This is a genomic window from Microbacterium sp. CFH 31415, from assembly GCF_022538185.1.
GTDB lineage: Bacteria > Actinomycetota > Actinomycetes > Actinomycetales > Microbacteriaceae > Microbacterium.
On the sequence record NZ_JAKYXC010000009.1, the window covers coordinates 119,019 to 135,454 of the forward strand.

14 protein-coding genes are annotated in these 16,436 nt (G+C 71.3%); 2 read left to right on the plus strand and 12 right to left on the minus strand.

Annotated features, from left to right (window positions below; genetic code table 11):
- Window positions 1-44: 44 nt before the first annotated feature.
- The 3 genes from katG to MK786_RS11300 are packed head-to-tail and all read right to left on the minus strand — an operon-like array spanning window position 45 to window position 3,871.
- Complete coding sequence (gene katG / locus MK786_RS11290; protein ID WP_241112334.1) at window positions 45-2,354, minus strand: catalase/peroxidase HPI; 2,310 nt, start codon at window positions 2,352-2,354, stop codon at window positions 45-47.
- Between the two features lie 33 nt (window positions 2,355-2,387).
- Window positions 2,388-2,828, minus strand: coding sequence for a Fur family transcriptional regulator (locus MK786_RS11295; RefSeq protein WP_241112335.1), 441 nt, complete (start codon window positions 2,826-2,828; stop codon window positions 2,388-2,390).
- A 47-nt stretch (window positions 2,829-2,875) separates the two neighbouring features.
- The gene (locus tag MK786_RS11300) at window positions 2,876-3,871 is read right to left on the minus strand and encodes a stage II sporulation protein M (protein ID WP_241112336.1); all 996 of its coding nucleotides are present in this window, start codon (window positions 3,869-3,871) and stop codon (window positions 2,876-2,878) included.
- A gap of 16 nt (window positions 3,872-3,887) precedes the next feature.
- On the opposite strand from MK786_RS11300, the gene MK786_RS11305 reads away from it, so the two are divergent.
- Window positions 3,888-4,733 (plus strand): RDD family protein, encoded by an 846-nt coding sequence (locus MK786_RS11305; protein WP_241112337.1) that lies wholly within the window; start codon window positions 3,888-3,890, stop codon window positions 4,731-4,733.
- Between the two features lie 4 nt (window positions 4,734-4,737).
- On the opposite strand, the gene ahcY is transcribed toward MK786_RS11305, so the two are convergent.
- From ahcY to MK786_RS11330, 5 genes are all read right to left on the minus strand, one after another.
- Entirely contained in the window at window positions 4,738-6,213 is a 1,476-nt protein-coding gene (gene ahcY, locus MK786_RS11310; RefSeq protein ID WP_241112338.1) for an adenosylhomocysteinase, read from the minus strand.
- 60 nt (window positions 6,214-6,273) lie between these two features.
- Complete coding sequence (gene rfbD / locus MK786_RS11315) at window positions 6,274-7,701, minus strand: dTDP-4-dehydrorhamnose reductase (protein WP_241112339.1); 1,428 nt, start codon at window positions 7,699-7,701, stop codon at window positions 6,274-6,276.
- Entirely contained in the window at window positions 7,691-8,701 is a 1,011-nt protein-coding gene (gene rfbB / locus MK786_RS11320; RefSeq protein WP_241112340.1) for a dTDP-glucose 4,6-dehydratase, read from the minus strand. The genes rfbD and rfbB overlap by 11 nt, the downstream gene beginning before the upstream one ends.
- Window positions 8,698-9,570: a glucose-1-phosphate thymidylyltransferase RfbA gene (gene rfbA / locus MK786_RS11325; protein ID WP_241112341.1), complete on the minus strand. Its 873-nt coding sequence runs from the start codon at window positions 9,568-9,570 to the stop codon at window positions 8,698-8,700. The genes rfbB and rfbA overlap by 4 nt, the downstream gene beginning before the upstream one ends.
- A gap of 67 nt (window positions 9,571-9,637) precedes the next feature.
- Entirely contained in the window at window positions 9,638-9,844 is a 207-nt protein-coding gene (locus MK786_RS11330; protein WP_241112342.1) for a DUF3499 family protein, read from the minus strand.
- A gap of 98 nt (window positions 9,845-9,942) precedes the next feature.
- Between MK786_RS11330 and MK786_RS11335 the strand changes: the two genes are divergently transcribed.
- The gene (locus tag MK786_RS11335) at window positions 9,943-10,383 is read left to right on the plus strand and encodes a metallopeptidase family protein (protein WP_241112343.1); all 441 of its coding nucleotides are present in this window, start codon (window positions 9,943-9,945) and stop codon (window positions 10,381-10,383) included.
- Window positions 10,384-10,393: 10 nt separating this feature from the next.
- Here the strand turns inward: MK786_RS11335 and MK786_RS11340 are convergent, their stop codons facing one another.
- From MK786_RS11340 to manA, 4 genes are all read right to left on the minus strand, one after another.
- Window positions 10,394-11,812 carry a DUF5719 family protein gene (locus tag MK786_RS11340; RefSeq protein WP_241112344.1) on the minus strand — a complete coding sequence of 473 codons (1,419 nt, stop codon included), beginning with the start codon at window positions 11,810-11,812 and terminating at the stop codon, window positions 10,394-10,396.
- Complete coding sequence (locus MK786_RS11345) at window positions 11,809-14,664, minus strand: glycosyltransferase (RefSeq protein ID WP_241112345.1); 2,856 nt, start codon at window positions 14,662-14,664, stop codon at window positions 11,809-11,811. Before MK786_RS11345 ends, MK786_RS11340 begins: the two co-directional genes overlap by 4 nt.
- An 87-nt stretch (window positions 14,665-14,751) precedes the next feature.
- Window positions 14,752-15,075 carry a WhiB family transcriptional regulator gene (locus tag MK786_RS11350; protein WP_241112346.1) on the minus strand — a complete coding sequence of 108 codons (324 nt, stop codon included), beginning with the start codon at window positions 15,073-15,075 and terminating at the stop codon, window positions 14,752-14,754.
- A 182-nt stretch (window positions 15,076-15,257) separates the two neighbouring features.
- Complete coding sequence (gene manA, locus MK786_RS11355) at window positions 15,258-16,421, minus strand: mannose-6-phosphate isomerase, class I (protein WP_241112347.1); 1,164 nt, start codon at window positions 16,419-16,421, stop codon at window positions 15,258-15,260.
- Window positions 16,422-16,436 lie beyond the last annotated feature (15 nt).

Sequence of the window (16,436 nt, forward strand, 5' to 3'; positions counted from 1 at the left end):
CGGCCCGCCCCTCAGGGACGGGCCGCTTCGTGTTGCCGTGCGGGTCAGACCAGGTCGAATCGGTCGAGCTCGGTGACCTTGCCCCAGGCCTTGGCGAAGTCGCGCACGAACTTCTCCTTCGCGTCGTCGGAGGCGTACACCTCGGCGACGGCGCGCAGCTCGGAGTTCGAGCTGAACAGCAGGTCGACACGCGTGCCGATGCCGACGGGCTCGCCCGAGCCGTCCTTCGCACCCGAGAACGCGTGCGAGCCGGGGTCGAGCGGCTTCCACGTGGTGCCGAGGTCGAGCAGGTTCACGAAGAAGTCGTTCGTGAGCACACCCTTGCGGTCAGTGAAGACGCCGTAGTCGGAGCCGTCCCAGTTCGCGCCGAGCACCCGCAGACCGCCGACGAGGACGGTCATCTCGGGAGCGCTCAGCGTGAGGAGGTTCGCGCGGTCGATCAGGTGGTGCTCCTCGGGCATGAACGCACGCGGGCCGTAGTAGTTGCGGAACCCGTCGGTGATCGGCTCGAGGAACGCGAACGACGCGGCATCCGTCTGCTCCTGCGTCGCGTCGGTGCGGCCAGGGTGGAAGTCCACCTCGACCTCGACGCCCGCGTCGCGGGCCGCCTTCTCGACCGCGGCGTTGCCGGCGAGGACGATGAGGTCGGCAAGCGACACCTTCTTCCCGTCGCTGCGGTCGTCGTTGAACGACGCCTGGACCTGCTCGAGCTTGGCGAGCACGGTGGCCAGCTGCGCGGGCTTGTTGACCTCCCAGTCCTTCTGCGGCGCGAGGCGGATGCGGGCGCCGTTGACGCCGCCGCGCTTGTCGCTGCCGCGGAACGACGACGCCGCCGCCCACGTGGTCTCGACGAGCTCCGACACCGTGAGGCCGCTCTCGAGGATCTGCGCCTTGAGCGCGGCGGCGTCCGCCGCGTCGATCAGCTCGTGGTCGACCGCGGGGACGCGGTCCTGCCACAGCAGCTCCTCGGCCGGAACCTCGGGGCCCAGGTACCGGTCGATCGGTCCCATGTCGCGGTGGGTGAGCTTGAACCACGCGCGGGCGAATGCGTCGGCGAAGGCCGCGGTGTCGTCCTTGAAGCGACGCGAGATCTTGTCGTACTCGGGGTCCATGCGCAGGGCGATGTCGCTCGTGAGCATGCGCGGCTCGCGACGGCCGTCCGAGTGCGCGAGCGGCACCATGTCGGCGCCGCCGCCGTTGATCGGACGCCACTGGTGGCCGCCGCCCGGGCTGCGCATGAGCTCCCACTCGTACGCGTAGAGGATGTGGAAGAACTCGTTGTCCCAGCGCGTCGGGTGGTAGGTCCACGTCACCTCGAGGCCCGAGGTGATGGTGTCGTCCCCGTGGCCGGTGCCGAAGTTGTTCTTCCAGCCCAGTCCCTGCTGCTCCAGCCCGGCAGCCTCGGGGTTCTCCTCGATGTTGGTGTCGGGCGCGGCACCGTGCGTCTTTCCGAAGGTGTGGCCGCCGGCGATGAGCGCGACGGTCTCCTCGTCGTTCATCGCCATGCGGCCGAATGTCTCGCGGATGTCGCGGGCCGATGCCAGCGGGTCGGGGTTGCCGTTGGGGCCCTCGGGGTTGACGTAGATGAGACCCATCTGCACCGCAGCGAGCGGCTTCTCGAGCTCACGGTCGCCCGAGTAGCGCTGGTCGTCCAGCCACGTGGTCTCGGGACCCCAGTACACGTCGGCGTCGGGCTCCCACACGTCGGCGCGGCCACCGGCGAAGCCGAACGTCTCGAAGCCCATCGACTCGAGGGCCACGTTGCCGGCCAGGATCATCAGGTCCGCCCAGGAGAGCGACTGACCGTACTTCTTCTTGACGGGCCACAGCAGACGGCGCGCCTTGTCGAGGTTGACGTTGTCGGGCCAGCTGTTGAGCGGGGCGAAGCGCTGCTGGCCGGCGCCGCCGCCGCCGCGGCCGTCGGTGACGCGGTAGGTGCCGGCGCTGTGCCAGGCCATGCGGATCATCAGCGGGCCGTAGTTGCCGAAGTCGGCGGGCCACCAGTCCTGCGACGTGGTGAGCGTCTCGGCGATGTCGGCCTTGACCGCCGCGAGGTCGAGCGCCTCGAAGGCGGCCTTGTAGTCGAAGCCCTCGTCGAGCGGGTTGGCCACCGCCGGGTTCTTGGCGAGGATCTTCAGGTTCAGCTGGTTCGGCCACCACACGCTGTTCGCGTTCCCGCTCGTCGGGTGCGGCTGGCCGCCGTGGATGACCGGGCAGCCGTCGGCCTCGTTCGGACGCGGGCGGCTCTCGCCGTCCTCGCGCTCCTCGACCGGCGTGTCGATCGGCGTGACCGCCTGGTCGGCGTCGGTCGGGTTGGTGCCGATGGGCTCAGCGCCCTCATGGTTGGCGTCCATGGGTTTCCTTCCTGGTTCAGATGGATGAAGAGATCAGTGGGATGCCGCGGCACAGGCCGGGCAGACACCCCAGAACGTCACCTCGGCGACCCTCACGGCGTACCCGTGCGCGTCGGAGGGTGTGAGGCACGGCGCCGGACCCACCGCGCAGTCGACGTCCTCGACCGCACCGCACTCGGTGCACACGAGATGGTGGTGGTTGTCGTCGACGCGCAGCTCGAACAGCCCCGGACGACCCGCCGGCTCGATGCGCCGGACGAGACCGGCGTCGACGAAATCGCCGAGTGCGTTGTACACGGACTGAAGGCTCGTGTTCGGAACAGTCATCGCGACGAGAGCGAAGAGTTCGTCCGCGCTCGCATGGGGACGCTCGCGCACGGCGTCGAGCACGGCGCGGCGGGAGTCCGTCACGCGCAGGCCCGCGGAGCGGATCCGCTCCCCCGCGTCGTGCGCGGTGGAGGGAAGCGAGGTCATGCACCCATCCTACCCTCTTTTGAGAGATTCAAAAAAGGAAGGATGCCTCATCCGGCGACGAGCGTCGGAGTCCCTGTCTCGTACTCCGTGAGGTCGCCGGTCTCACCGCGGCGGTGCGCGCGACCCCCTATGACGATCATGTAGACGAGGAACAGCACGAGCGCGAGGGCGCCGATGCCGATCTTCACGGGCCACGGCCACGGCTGCGCCGTGACGAAGCCCTCGATGGCTCCTGCGACGGCCAGCCACAGCACGAGGCCGATGGCGATCGACGCGAGCGAGCGGCCGGCCGAAGCGATCGCCTCCCCGCGCGTGCGGCGGCCCGGCGCGACCCACGCCCAGAAGATTCCGAGTCCCGCAGCCGCAGAGACGAACAGGCACGTCATCTCGAGCAGTCCGTGGGGAAGGATGTACAGCACGAAGACGTCGCCGCGGCCGAAAGCGAGCATGACCGCCGCCGCGGTTCCCACGCTGACGGCGTTGGCGACGAGCACCATGACCGGCCAGAACCCGGTGATGCCGAAGATCACGCATTGAACGGCGAGCCAGGCGTTGTTGGTCCACACGGTGCCCGCGAACGTCGCCGGATGCTTCTCGCTGTAGTAGTCGGTGAAGTCGCCTTCGGCGTACTGCTCGAGCTGGAGCCGGTTGCCCAGTGCCGCGACGAGCGCGGGATCGCCGGAGATCCAGAACGCGACGACTGTGCCCACGAGGATGAACCCGAGCGCGATCACGAGCGTCCCCCACCGCACGCGGTAGAGCGCCGCGGGCAGCTGGAGCGCGAAGAACCGCGGCAGCTGTCGCAGCACATTCTCCGGCGCCCCGGTCAGCCGCAGCCGGGCACGTGCCAGCATGGTCGAGATGTGGTCTCCCTGGATGCTGCGCCCCGCCGACGTCTTCGCGTCAGCCAGATCGGCCGACGCAGCGCGATAGCGGTCGACCAGTTCGTCGACCTCCGCACCGCTCAGCCGCCGAGCGCGGCTGAGATCGTCGAGACGCTCCCATTCCGCCCGTCTCGCGGCGGTCAGGGCGTCGAGATCCATGTGCTTCACTGTACCCATGACCGACGTCCGCCCGACGATCATCGACATCCACCAGGACGAGGTGCTCACGGGCGAAGCCGTCGCGCTGGACGTGCAGCCGATCGGGTACTTTCTGCGTGCCCTCGGTGTGCTGATCGACATGCTGATCGGCGTGGCGCTGTTCCTGCTGCTGCTCCTCATCGTCGGTTGGCTCGACGGACAGGGCGCGCTTCCTCCGGACTCCGCGCCGATCCTGACGATCGCGATCGTCGTCGTGGTGACGGTCGTCGTACCGACCCTCGTCGAGACGACCTCGCGCGGCCGCAGCCTCGGCAAGCTCGCCGTGGGCGGGCGCATCGTCCGTGCCGACGGCGGCGCGGCAGGATTCCGCCATGCGCTCATCCGCGCCCTCATCGGCGTGTTCGAGCTCTGGTTCACCTTCGGCGCCGTGGCTGCGCTCGTCGGGGCGTTCACCCCCCGCTCGCAGCGCCTGGGCGACCTGATGGCCGGCACCTACTCCGAGCGCACCCGCACCCCTCGCCTCCCGCCGGCGCCGTTCGATACCCCGCCTCCGCTCGTCGCGTGGGCGGAGACCGCCGACGTCGCGCGCCTGCCGGAGCGACTCGCGCGGCGGCTGGCGCAGTTCGGCCAGTCCGCGCGCAACATGGAGCCGTCGGCCCGGGCGCGGGTCGCGGCATCCCTCGCCGCCGAGGCGTCGCTGCACGTGTCGCCCGTACCCGCGGTCGACCCCGAGACGCTGATCATGGGCGTCGTCGCGCTCCGCCGTCAGCGCGAGCTTCGCGCGCTCGAGCTCGAGCGCGACCGGGTCACCGCGCTCACCGGCACGACGCCCGCCGCGCCGAGGGGCTTCCCCGCGCGCTGAGCCGTCAGTACCGGTAGTGGTCGAGCTTGTACGGCCCCTCGACCGGAACGCCGATGTACGCGGCCTGCTCCGGCGTGAGGATCGTGAGCTCCACGCCGAGCGCGGCGAGGTGCAGCCGGGCCACCTTCTCGTCGAGGGTCTTGGGGAGCGTGTAGACGCCGACCGGGTACTCGTCCGGGCGGGTGTACAGCTCGAGCTGGGCCAGCACCTGGTTGGTGAACGACGCGCTCATCACGAACGACGGGTGGCCGGTCGCGTTGCCGAGGTTCATGAGGCGGCCCTCGCTCAGCACGAGCACGCTGCGACCGTTCGGCAGGCGCCACTCGTGCACCTGCGGCTTGATCTCGATGCGCTCGGCGCCCTCGATCGCCGCCAGCCCCGCCATGTCGATCTCGTCGTCGAAGTGGCCGACGTTCGCGACGATCGCGAGGTGCTTGAGCCCCAGGATGTGCTCCGGCGTGACGACCCGCGTGTTGCCGGTCCCCGTGATCACCAGGTCGACCTCGCCCAGGACGGACTCGAGCCGCGCCACCTGGAAGCCGTCCATCGCCGCCTGCAGCGCGCAGATCGGGTCGACCTCGCCGACGATCACCCGTGCGCCCTGCCCCCGCAGCGCCTCGGCCGCGCCCTTGCCCACATCGCCGTAGCCGGCGACGAACGCGACCTTGCCGCCGATCAGCACGTCCGTCGCCCGGTTGAGCCCGTCGGGCAGGGAGTGGCGGATGCCGTAGGTGTTGTCGAACTTGGACTTGGTCACCGAGTCGTTCACGTTGATCGCGGGGAAGAGCAGGCGGCCGCCGGCTGCGAGCTCGTAGAGACGGTGGACGCCGGTGGTGGTCTCCTCCGTCACGCCGATGAGCCCTTGCGCCATACGCGTGAAGCGCTGCGGATCGGCAGCCAGGCTCGCTCGCAGCGTGTCGAGGACGATGCCGTACTCCTCGGAGTCGCCGGGTGCGGCATCCGGCACCGCTCCTTCCTGCTCGAACTGGACGCCCCTGTGCACCAGCAGGGTCGCGTCACCGCCGTCGTCGAGGATCAGATTCGGCCCGTCGAACCCCTCCGCCGACCAGTCGAAGATGCGGTCGGCCAGTCGCCAGTACTCCTCGAGCGTCTCGCCCTTCCACGCGAACACCGGAACGCCCGCCGGTGCGTCGACGGTGCCCGTCGGACCCACGACGACCGCGGCCGCCGCTTCGTCCTGGGTGGAGAAGATGTTGCAGCTCGCCCACCGCACCTGGGCGCCGAGAGCCACGAGGGTCTCGATGAGCACGGCCGTCTGCACCGTCATGTGGAGCGAGCCGGCGATGCGTGCTCCGGCGAGCGGCTGCCGCGGGCCGTACTCCTGGCGCAGTGCCATGAGCCCGGGCATCTCGTTCTCGGCGAGACGCAGCTGGTGCCGGCCCGCTTCGGCGAGGGCGAGGTCGGCGACCTCGAAGTCGAGCGGGCGGACGGCGGCGGTGGCGGGCGACTCGATCGTCATGCGCCCATTCTCGCACCCGGCGCGCGACGCGCCCCGCGCAGCGGTCCGCCTCGTGCCGCGTCAGCCGGCAGCCGCGCGCCACCGCGGCAGCTCCGCCGACAGATACGCGGCGAGGGACTCGCGATGGTCCGGCGGGTCGAACCCGACACCCCTGATGCGGTCGAGGGCGAGCACGCTGTTGCGCGGCCGCGGGGCGGTCGGCGACGCCGCCGAGGCCGAGTACTCCTCGGTGGACACCGGCGCGACCCGGTCGGGATCCTGTCCGGCGGCGGCGAACACCACGCGGGCCACCTCCGCCCACGTCATCGGCTCGCCGGCGCCGGTCACGTTGTACACACCGTAGGGTGCGTGGGACTCCAGGAGGTGGGCGATCGCACGTGCCAGGTCGTCGGCGAACGTCAGACGCCCGCGCTGATCGTCGACGACCGACGGGGATGCGCCCCTCGCCGCCAGGTCGTGCATCGTGCGGAGGAAGTTCCTGCCGGCTCCGATCACCCATGACGTGCGGACGATGTAGTGGCGCGGCGCCGCGGCGACCGCGATGTCGCCGGCGGCCTTGGTCTGCCCGTAGACGCCGAGCGGGGTCAGCGCGTGATCCTCGGGGTACTCGCCGTCGAAGGTCCCGTCGAACACGTAGTCGGTCGAGACGTGGACGAGCGTGAGCGCATGGTCCGCGGCGACCCGCGCGAGCGCCGCGGCGCCCTCGGCATTGACCCGCCAGGCGGTCGCCCGCCCGTGCGGAGACTCCGCAGCATCGACTGCGGTGAAGGCGGCTGCATTGACGACGGTGTCGTAGTCGCGCCAGGGTCGCGCGGAGGAGAGATCCGCCCCCAGGTCGAGGTCTTCGTGCGAGGCGTACTCGACGCGACGGTCGCCGAGAACCCTGCGCAGCGCGATCCCGAGCTGTCCGTTGGCGCCGATCACCAAGACCTTCCGCGGCGCGACCGGGATGACGTCACGCAGACGCGGGTGCGCCCGGTCCTTTCCCGACATCACAGCCCGGGACAGGGGGATGGGCCACGCGATCGCCGCCGTCTCGTCCGCAAGGTTGAGGAACACGTACTCGGCGGAAGCCGACCAGTGGTCGTTCACCAGGTAGGAGTATGCGGTTCCGGGCTCCAGCGTCTGGTAGGCGTTCCCCACTCCGCGGGGCACGAATACCGCGCGGGACGGGCCGATCTCGGCCGTGAAGACCGTCCCGAACGACGGCCCGTCCCGCAGATCGACCCAGGCCCCGAAGACCCGGCCCGTCGCGACCGAGATCCACTTGTCCCACGGCTCGGCATGGATCCCTCGCGTCGTGCCCACCTGCTCGTTGTACGAGATGTTCTGCTGCACGGGGCCGAAGTCGGGGACGCCCGCAGCCGTCATCTTCGTGCGTTCCCAGTTCTCTTTGAACCATCCCCGCTCGTCGCCGTGAAGCGGCAGGCTCACGAGGAGGAGTCCCGGAATGGGCGTCTGATGGACGGCGAGCGGATCAGCGCTCATGTCGCTCCTCGACGGAGCGGTAGAAGGCCTCCGTCGCCTCCTTGGATCCGGCCCACCAGTCCTCGTTGGCGCGGTACCACTCGATCGTCGCTGCCAGCCCGGCGTCGAAGTCGCGCCGCGCGGGCTCCCAGCCGAGCTCGTCGCGCAGCTTGGACCAGTCGATGGCATACCGGAGGTCATGGCCGGCCCGATCGGTCACGAAGTCGAAGGCGTCGTCCGGCCGGCCCATCAGTCGCAGGATGTCGGCGAGAACGTCGGCGTTGCTGCGCTCACCGTCGGCGCCGATCAGGTACGTCTCCCCCACGCGCCCGCGCTCCACGATCGCGAGAACCGCGGACGAATGGTCGTCGACGTGGATCCAGTCCCGGACGTTGAGTCCTCGGCCATACAGCTTCGGCCTGATGCCGCGCAGGATGTTCGTGATCTGCCGCGGGATGAACTTCTCGACGTGCTGACGCGGACCGTAGTTGTTGGAGCAGTTCGACAGCGTCGCCCGAAGACCGAACGAGCGAACCCACGCGCGCACGAGCAGGTCGCTCGCCGCCTTCGTCGAGCTGTAGGGCGAGGAAGGGTTGTAGGGAGTCGCCTCGGTGAACCGCTCGGGATCGTCGAGGGCGAGATCGCCGTACACCTCGTCGGTGGAGATGTGGTGGAACCGGCGGTCATGGCGCCGAGCTGCCTCGAGGAGCGTGAAGGTGCCCACGACATTGGTGTCGATGAAGGGGCGCGGTTCGGCGAGGGAGTTGTCGTTGTGGGATTCGGCAGCGAAGTGCACGACCGTGTCGGCGCCGGCGACGAGGTCGTCGACGAGAGCGGAGTCGGCGATGTCTCCCCGGACGAAGGCGAGGCGGTTCTCGGGCAGGCCGGCGAGCGAGCGACGGTCGCCGGCATAGGTGAGCGCATCCAGCACCGTGACGTGGGCGTCGGTATGCGCGACGAGATGATGCACGAAGTTCGAGCCGATGAAGCCCGCGCCACCGGTGACCAGGACGTCCTTCACGACCTGCCCTCCCCGAGGATCTTGAGGAGGTAGGAGCCGTACCCCGACTTGACCAGCTGCTCTGCGCGGGCGTGCAGCGCCTCGTCGCTGAGGTAGCCCTGCCGCCACGCCACCTCTTCGGGCACGCCGATGTTCAGTCCCGTCCGCCGTTGCACCGTGCGCACGTAGTCCGCCGCATCGGTCATGTCATCGAAGGTACCGGTGTCGAGCCAAGCGCTTCCGCGCGGGAGGACCTCGACGCGGAGTGCACCCCGTGCCAGGTACGCGAGGTTCACATCGGTGATCTCGAACTCCCCCCGCGCGCTCGGGCGGAGATCGCGGGCGATGTCGACCACGTCGTTGTCGTAGAAGTAGAGTCCGGGCACCGCGAAGTTGCTCCTCGGTACGCGGGGCTTCTCCTCGAGGGATACGGCCCGGCCGGCCCCGTCGAACTCGACCACTCCATACGCCTCCGGCCGTGCCACCCAGTACGCGAAGATCGCGGCACCCTCGATCCTGCCGAAGCGCTGCAGCTGAGTCCCGAGCCCCGGCCCGTACAGGAGGTTGTCACCGAGAACGAGCGCGACCGAGTCGTCTCCGATGAAATCGGCGCCGATGGTGAACGCCTGCGCCAGACCGGACGGAGTGGGCTGCACGGCGAAGCTGAGTTCGACGCCGAATTGCGAGCCGTCACCGAGGAGACGGCGGAACTGCTCGAGGTCGTGCGGAGTGGTGATGACGAGGATGTCCCGGATGCCGGCCAGCATGAGCGTCGACAGCGGGTAGTAGATCATCGGCTTGTCGTACACCGGGACGAGCTGCTTCGAGACGCCGAGCGTCACCGGGTGCAGGCGTGTGCCAGAGCCCCCGGCGAGAATGATCCCCTTCACGCGTGCATTGTGTCACGGCGGGCGGCACTCACGCGCGACGGCGCGGCGGGCGCGGGGCCGCGGCCGATCAGGCGCGCAACCTCTCGTGGCGCACCACGACCCACCCCTTGGGCACCGACAGGCGGTCGGTGTGGATCGCGCACAGGTCGTGCGCGTGCGGATCACCCTCTCCGCCGAGGGGCCCGAGGGCGGCCATCTGGTCGCCGTAGTCGTACGTCAGCGTCGATACGGCCTCGCGGGCGCATCCGACCTTGGAGCAGAGTCTCTCGCGCATCGGCACGACACTATCCACCGGAGGCCGACGGGACGGGATGCCGCGCCCGGCGGACGCCGATCGGCTGGGGCTCCGATCCGCGAGCCTAGGATGGACGCATGGCGTGGCGGCGGACCCGGAGCACCGAGACGGCGCACCGTCGCGCCCCGCGACACGGCCGCCACGGGCGGGAAGGGCGCAGCCCGGTCGTGAGGCCGCCGCTCCCCCCGCTCGACACGCGCGTCGAGCGCTTCGACCTCGCCGTCGGCACGGCGGCGGAGTTCCTCCGCTCGGCGTGGCCCGAGCTGCGCGAGGTGAGCTTCGAGATCGCCGACATGCCGCAGGCGGCCGATGAGGACGGCATCCCTCGGTGGACGGTCCTCTCGGACGCGAAGCGCATCATCGTCTACCGGCTCCCCATCGAGCGGCTCAGCCACCTGCACCGCGACGACGAGCTCCACCGCCGCATGATGGTCGAGAGCTGCGTCTTCCGCGCGGCCGCCGAGTACCTCGACCGCGACCCGTGGGATCTCGGCCCCGAACGCTTCCGCTTCCTGTGACCGGGCGCTCCTACGGGTAGACGACGATCTCGGGGGCCGCGGCATCCGCCGGCCATACCGGAATGCCCGCGAGCGCACCGTTGCCGGTCAGCGAGATCCCGGCGCGCACTTCGCTGGTGCCGGGATCGAGCACGTAGACCGTCCGGGTGGACAGCCGGGCGGTCATGCTGCCGTTCGCGGGCACCGCGAGTTCGAGCTTGTACGAGCCGTCGGCGGACGTCACCGACACCTCGGCGGGCTCGTCGCCGGGATTGACGAGCGTCAGCGCGGGCGGCGGGCCGGACGGCACGGCGAACAGGCTCGGCACGCCGATCAGCGGCGACGGGGTGTACCAGGCGAAGTCGTCGCCCTCCTCGAAGCCGGTCGTCTGCCAGACCGCCGACACCAGCGGAGCGTCAGCGGTCACCTGCACCGTGTAGGTGCCCCGTGCAAGGCCGCTGAGGTCGACCTCGACCGGCTCTCCCGCGGTGAGGGGGACGTCGTCGGGCTCGAGGGACGGTTCGTCGCGCCCGGTGGCGGTGACCGTGATCTTCGCCGTCGTGTCGGTCGAGGGGGACAGCACGCGCAGCACAGTCGCGGCGTCGGAGGCGCCGTCGGCGCCCGGGTTTCGTGTGACCGCGACGCCCGTGATCGTCTGGACCGCCTGCGGCTCGGCCACCGCGCCGACCTGGTCCACGCCGCCGGGCGTCAGGGTGCGCGTGATGCTCGCCTGCAGCGAGGCGTGGATGGCCGCCCCGACGGCCGATACGCGCACGACGGGGCTGGCCTCGCCGATCAGCAGGCCGGCCAGCGCGACGACGCGCTGCTCGCCGGCGGGAACGACGAGGTCGGTGCCGCCGGGCGGCGTCGTGGGCCCGTCGGCTCCGTACACCGTGAGCTGTACGCGGGCGGGGACGACGCCGGGGTTGGCAAGCAGAACGAGGTCGGACGCGCCTGTCTCGCCGGAGCCGCCCACCAGCCACGACTCCAGCAGGGGCGGCCGGCACGCCGAGGCTGCGTAGCCGGCGAGGTCGTCGTCGGTCGCGGTGGCCGCGCCGGCCGCTGCCAGGTCCACGCGCTCCCGCTCGCGCGGCGGAGAGGTGAAGACCGTGGGTCCGTCGCCTTCCGGCAGGCCGGGCACGTTCAGCACCTGCTCCTGCGGGTCCTCGGCGCCTTCGCTCACGCCGCTGGTGAGCACCTGGCCCTTCGCGAGCGAGATCGCTTCGACGTCGTCGACGTCGCGGCCGAGGGAGAGCAGTCCGCCGTCGCACGAAGCGACCGACGCCGACGGGGCGGGCAGCGTGGAGATGCTCAGCGGCTCACGGGTGAGCGTCGGCCAGGGGACGGAGACCGCGGTGACGACGGCCACTGCGGCCACTGCCGAGACGGCGGTGCCGGCCAGCAGCCGTGTGCTGGTGGTCGCCCAGTGGAACACGCGGCGGTCGCTCATCGACCCTCCTGCCAATAGGGCCCGACGACGCGCGGCATGCGCCGCGCCTCTCGCCGCGACGCGGCCGTCGGAAGGGCGAGGAGCAGCGCCGCGGCGAGCACGGCGAGCTGCGCGCCTGCCACGAGACCGGCCGTGACGTGCACCGCGGCGGGGACCGACGGCCGGGACGCCACCTCCGTCGTGACGCGCCACAGCGTGCCCTTGGCGGTCTCACCGACCGAGTCGAGGCTGTCGCGCTGGTCGAGCGAGGTGGTCACCGAGAGCCGCATCGCTCGCGCGGCGTCGGACTCGGGCGGCAGCGCGGGCGCGAGGAGGACGAACCCGACGCCGTGGCCGGCGAGTTCCGCGACCACGTTCTCGGCGGACGATGTCGCGAGGTCGGCGGCGAGCTCGGCGATGACGGAGTCGTCGGCCGACGTCTCGGAACGCGTCGAGAGCAGCGTGGTCTGGCCGCCCAGAGTCTCACTGCCGCCCCACACGACACGCGCGGAGAGTCCCGTGACGTTCTGCGGCGTCAGCACGATCGTGCCCACATCCGGATCGTCGCGGCCCTCGGCGGCCACGTACGCGGGAAGCGTGCTGGCGGGTCCGTTCGTGAGCAGCGCGGTGCCTCTGGCCAGCGCGGTGAGCGAGGGAAGCGCCAGCAGCGCGACCGCGGCTAGCACGACCGCCGCGACGAGTCCCCGTGCGATCGCGAGGCGCGGCGCGAGGCCGGCGTCCAGCGTGACCAGGGCGCCGCCGACGGCGCCGAGCCACGCGAGGCTGAGCCCGCATCCCGCCCAGATCGCCACCGGGATCGACTGCTCGAATGACACGGCGACCCCGACGGCCGCGAACGCCGTGCCGAGCCCCACGGCGGTGAGCGCCAGCAGCACGATGCCCGCTGCCCATCGCTGCGTGAGTGGGGCGGCGAGCGCGAGGAGCGCGACCGGCGCGGCGAGCAGGGTGACCCACCACGTCGGGAAGTCGGCGGGCACGAAGGTCGTCCAGCCGGCGAGATCGGAGGTCGGGATGCCCGCCGCCAGCAGGGCGCGCCCGGCGGCGTCGGCCGCCACCTGGGGGCCGGCCCACGGCATCCCCGGATCGGACAGCAGACCCCAGGCCTCACCGCGGCGGATCGTCGTCCAGACCAGCGGCGCGAAGATCACGATGGACGGCACCACCGCCCAGATCAGGCGTGCGACGCCCCGTCCGCCGCGCAGGACCACGGCGAGCACGATGGACGCGGCCCACACCACGGCGAAGGCGGGGGCAAGCGAAGGGGCGACCGCCAGGACTGCGGCGAGGAGGAGGGATGCCGCGCCCGCGCCGGCCCACGACCGATGCGCGACCGACCCGGCGAGGAAGAGCCAGGGAAGCAGCACGTGCGCGATGACCGCGGTGGGGCGACCTTGCGTCAGCGCGATGAGGAACGTCGGCGCGAGCGCCCAGAGCGCACCGCCCGCCAGACGCAGCAGCGATCGGTCGGTGACGCGGGTCGAGACGAACCATCCGCCGAGCGCCGCGAGCGGCAGGGCGAAGACCCACAGCACGACGAGGGCGCGCGACGGCTCCCACGGCGACAGGGATCCGAGCACGGCGATGACGGCGGCGAACGGGTCCGCGGGTCCGATCGTGTCGAGGCCGAGCGCGCGCTGACCGAACGCCGCATCCGCCCAGAGCTGCCCGACCGTGCTGCGCAGCGGCTGGAGCGCTCCCCCGCCCAGCACCGGCCATGCCAGCAGCGCCGGGAACGCCGCGACCCCCACCACGAGCGCCGCGAGCACGAGCCACGCTCCGCCTCCGGCGAAGAAGCGCAGTTCACCGCGACGGTGGGCACCCGCGGGGCCTGGATCCGGTTCGTCGCCGAACCGCTGGCTCAGCTCGGTGCCCGTCGTGCGCAGCGGCTGGAGCTGTGCCCACGGCGCGCGCCGGGGTCCGGCCAGGCGGCGGCGCGAGCGCGCCACCGCGGCAGGTCTGACCATGACGAGGATGGCCCCGCCCCACTCGGGCAGGATGCTGCCCGGCTCTTTGCGGACCAGATCGATGATGGTGCGCCAGAGCGCTAGAGGAAGGATCGAGAGCCACAGGAACGGCACCGCGGCGGCGTGTGCGTAGACGAGGCGCCGGTGCAGCTGCGCGACACGCGCCGAGAACGTCGCCCGTCGCCGGCGCTGAGGCGTCAGGGGCGTCGGAAGCCCGGCGACGCCGTCTCCGGCGGTGGCCACGATCGCCGTCGGGGCGAGCGATACGCGTGCGCCGGCCAGGCGGGCGCGCACGCCGAGATCGAGGCCCTCGTCGGCTCCGGCGAGGGCGGGGTCGAGCCCGCCGAGCTGACGCCAGGCGTCGGCGCGCACGAGGAGTCCACGCACATCCGCGCCGAGGACGTCGTCGCGCCCGTCGTGCTGGCCTTGGTCGAGCTCGCCGTCGGCGAAGCCCACCGCGCGGCCGAAGCGCGTCATGCCGACGCCGAGGGACACGATCTCGGAGCGGTCGTCCCAGCGGACGAGCTTCGGAGCTATGCATGCCACCGACGGCGCGAGCTCGAGCGCGCCGGCGAGCCGGGCGAGCGCGTCGCGTTCGGGTGCGGTGTCCTGCGCGAGGAGCCAGACCGCGTCGCCGTCCAGCCGCGGAGACACCAGGGCGACCGCGGCCGCGTACCCCGTCGACGCGGGCGCGGTCACGACCGACTCGGCCCCGGAGGATGCGGCCACGTCGGCGAGCGTGTCGTCGCCGCCGCACAGGACGAGGGTGAGCACGTCCACTGGACGCGTCTGCTCGGCGAGAGCGGCGAGCGTTCGCCGCAAGTGGTACGCGGCGGGCGTGCGACCGTCGGGGCGCACGACGAGAATGGCGTGGACTCGAGCGGGCATGACCCCGTCAGCCTAAGCGGCGGGGCTGACCGGCCGGCGACGCACGCGCCGGGTCTGCGAGATCGGGCAGGTCAGCGCTCGCGAAAGTCAGGCGCGGCGCTTGAGCTTGCGGCGCTCGCGCTCGCTGAGACCGCCCCAGATGCCGAAGCGCTCGTCGTTCTGCAGCGCATACTCGAGGCATTCGCCCCGGACGTCGCAAGAACCGCAGACGCGCTTGGCGTCGCGGGTCGAGCCGCCCTTCTCGGGGAAGAACGCCTCGGGATCGGTCTGCGAACACAGAGCGTCGGTCTGCCACGCGAGGGGATTGTCGTCCTCGCCCTCGACGGGCCGGCGCACGCCCGGAACTCCGAGCTGCACCGGATCGACGAACCAGTTGTCGGGAACGCCTGAACGGTATTGCGATGCCGTCATCTCGTTCTTCCCCCCGGGAGATCCCCCTGCACGCGGTGTGCGTGTACGAGTAATTACACCCGTGTAGTTCACCGAGGTCAAGTCGCAGATACTAAAGCCTCAAGTCCCGATTGAAGTTTCGCGACGCGCCGACGGCGTGTCGCGCTTCGTAACGGTCGGATGAGAACTCGACCCCGGCGACCTCAGCCGACACCCGCACGGCCCGGCGCCGCGAGGAACAGCTCGCCGTCGCCGGTGACACGCACCGATCCCTCGTCGGGCGTGACGAAGGCCGCCTGACCAGGACCCAGCGTGAGCGACGACCCGCTCGTCGCCCCGACGACGACCAGCTGCCCCGCGGTTGCCAGCGCGATCGCCGGCCCGCCGACCGGGACGCGCCGCTCGCCGGCGCCCGCTGCCTGCACGCGGTCGAGCGAGAAGTCGGCGACCGGGACGTCGAAGCGGTCCACGCCGGGACTGACAGGGCGCGGATGGACGACATCGACGGGACCGGGGCGCGGTTCGACGACGGCGAGCAGCTCCGCGATGGCGATGTGCTTCGGAGTCAGCCCGCCGCGCACGACGTTGTCGCTCGCGGCCATGATCTCGACGCCGAGACCGCTGAGGTACGCGTGCAGCATTCCGGCGGGCACGAACAGCCCCTCCCCCCGGCGGAGGGTGATGCGATTCATCAACAGCGCGACGACGATGCCCGGATCCCCGGCGAACTGGGCATCCATCGCGCGGACGAGGTCGAGCTCGGCGGCGAACTCTTCCGAATCCGCTGCCGCCGCCGCGTCGATGATCGCGCGTACGTCGGGTGCCGCCTCGTCTGTGAGCACCCAGGCGAGCGCGTCGGCCATCGAATCGTCCGCCGCCAGCCGCTCCGCGAGGGGGCGGGCTCCGGGTCCGACGGCGTCGATCAGCCGGCGCGTGGAGGTGAGGTCGCGCAGCCCGGCGAGCGCGTGGAACTCATCGCTCACCGCGACGATGAGCTCGGGCTTGTGGTTCGCATCGCGGTAGGTGCGGTGCGAAGCATCCCTCGGAATGCCCGCGTCCTCCTCGCGCGCGAACCCCTGCTGTGCCTGCGTCTTCGACGGATGGACCTGGATGGAGAGGGGGGATGCCGCGGCGAGCAGCTTGAGAAGATAGGGGAGCTGCGCCGGAGCCCCGGTGGCGGCGCCGTCCTGGGCGAGCCAGGCGTCGAGGGTACGGCCGTCTGCCGTCACGGCGGGGTCGGCCGGATGGTCGCCGAACCACACCTCCGCCTCCGGACCGCCGGACGGTGCGCGACCGACCAGGTCGGGGATGAGGGTGGTCGATCCCCAGGCGTACGCCCGCGGATCGTTCGTCAACGGAACGAGCATGGATCCAGCGTAGAC